The organism is Campylobacter sp. US33a (genome assembly GCF_004378855.1).
Lineage (GTDB): Bacteria > Campylobacterota > Campylobacteria > Campylobacterales > Campylobacteraceae > Campylobacter_D.
This window is the reverse complement of sequence record NZ_RYYL01000038.1, coordinates 1-529: the sequence shown is the minus strand read 5'-3', so window position 1 is coordinate 529 and position 529 is coordinate 1. Positions and strand designations below refer to the sequence as shown.

The window sequence follows — 529 nt, the reverse complement described above, 5'->3', positions numbered from 1 at the left end:
CATTAATCGGTGCTTCAGGGTGTGGGAAATCAACATTTTTGCGTTGTTTTAATCGTATGAATGATAAAATCGCAAAAATTGATGGACTTGTAGAAATTGACAATAAAGATGTGAAAAATCAAGATGTAGTGGTTTTGCGTAAAAATGTGGGTATGGTTTTCCAACAGCCTAATGTTTTTGTAAAAAGCGTTTATGAAAATATTTCCTATGCGCCAAAACTTCATGGAATGATTAAAAATAAAGATGAAGAAGAAGCTTTGGTGGTGGATTGTCTTAAAAAAGTAGGGTTATATGAAGAGGTAAAAGATAAATTAAAGCAAAATGCCTTAGCACTTTCGGGCGGACAGCAACAACGCCTTTGCATTGCAAGAGCTTTAGCGATAAAACCTAAACTTTTGCTTTTAGATGAGCCAACTTCTGCACTTGATCCTATAAGTTCAGGCGTTATTGAAGAGCTTTTAAAGGAATTAAGCCATAATCTTTCTATGATCATGGTGACACACAATATGCAACAAGGCAAACGCGTGGC

1 protein-coding gene is annotated in these 529 nt (G+C 35.7%); it reads left to right on the top strand.

What is annotated here, in order from left to right; translation table 11 throughout:
* Nucleotides 1–529 (top strand): phosphate ABC transporter ATP-binding protein (locus ELQ16_RS09800; RefSeq protein ID WP_134239454.1); only part of this gene is annotated, 529 nt, incomplete at both ends.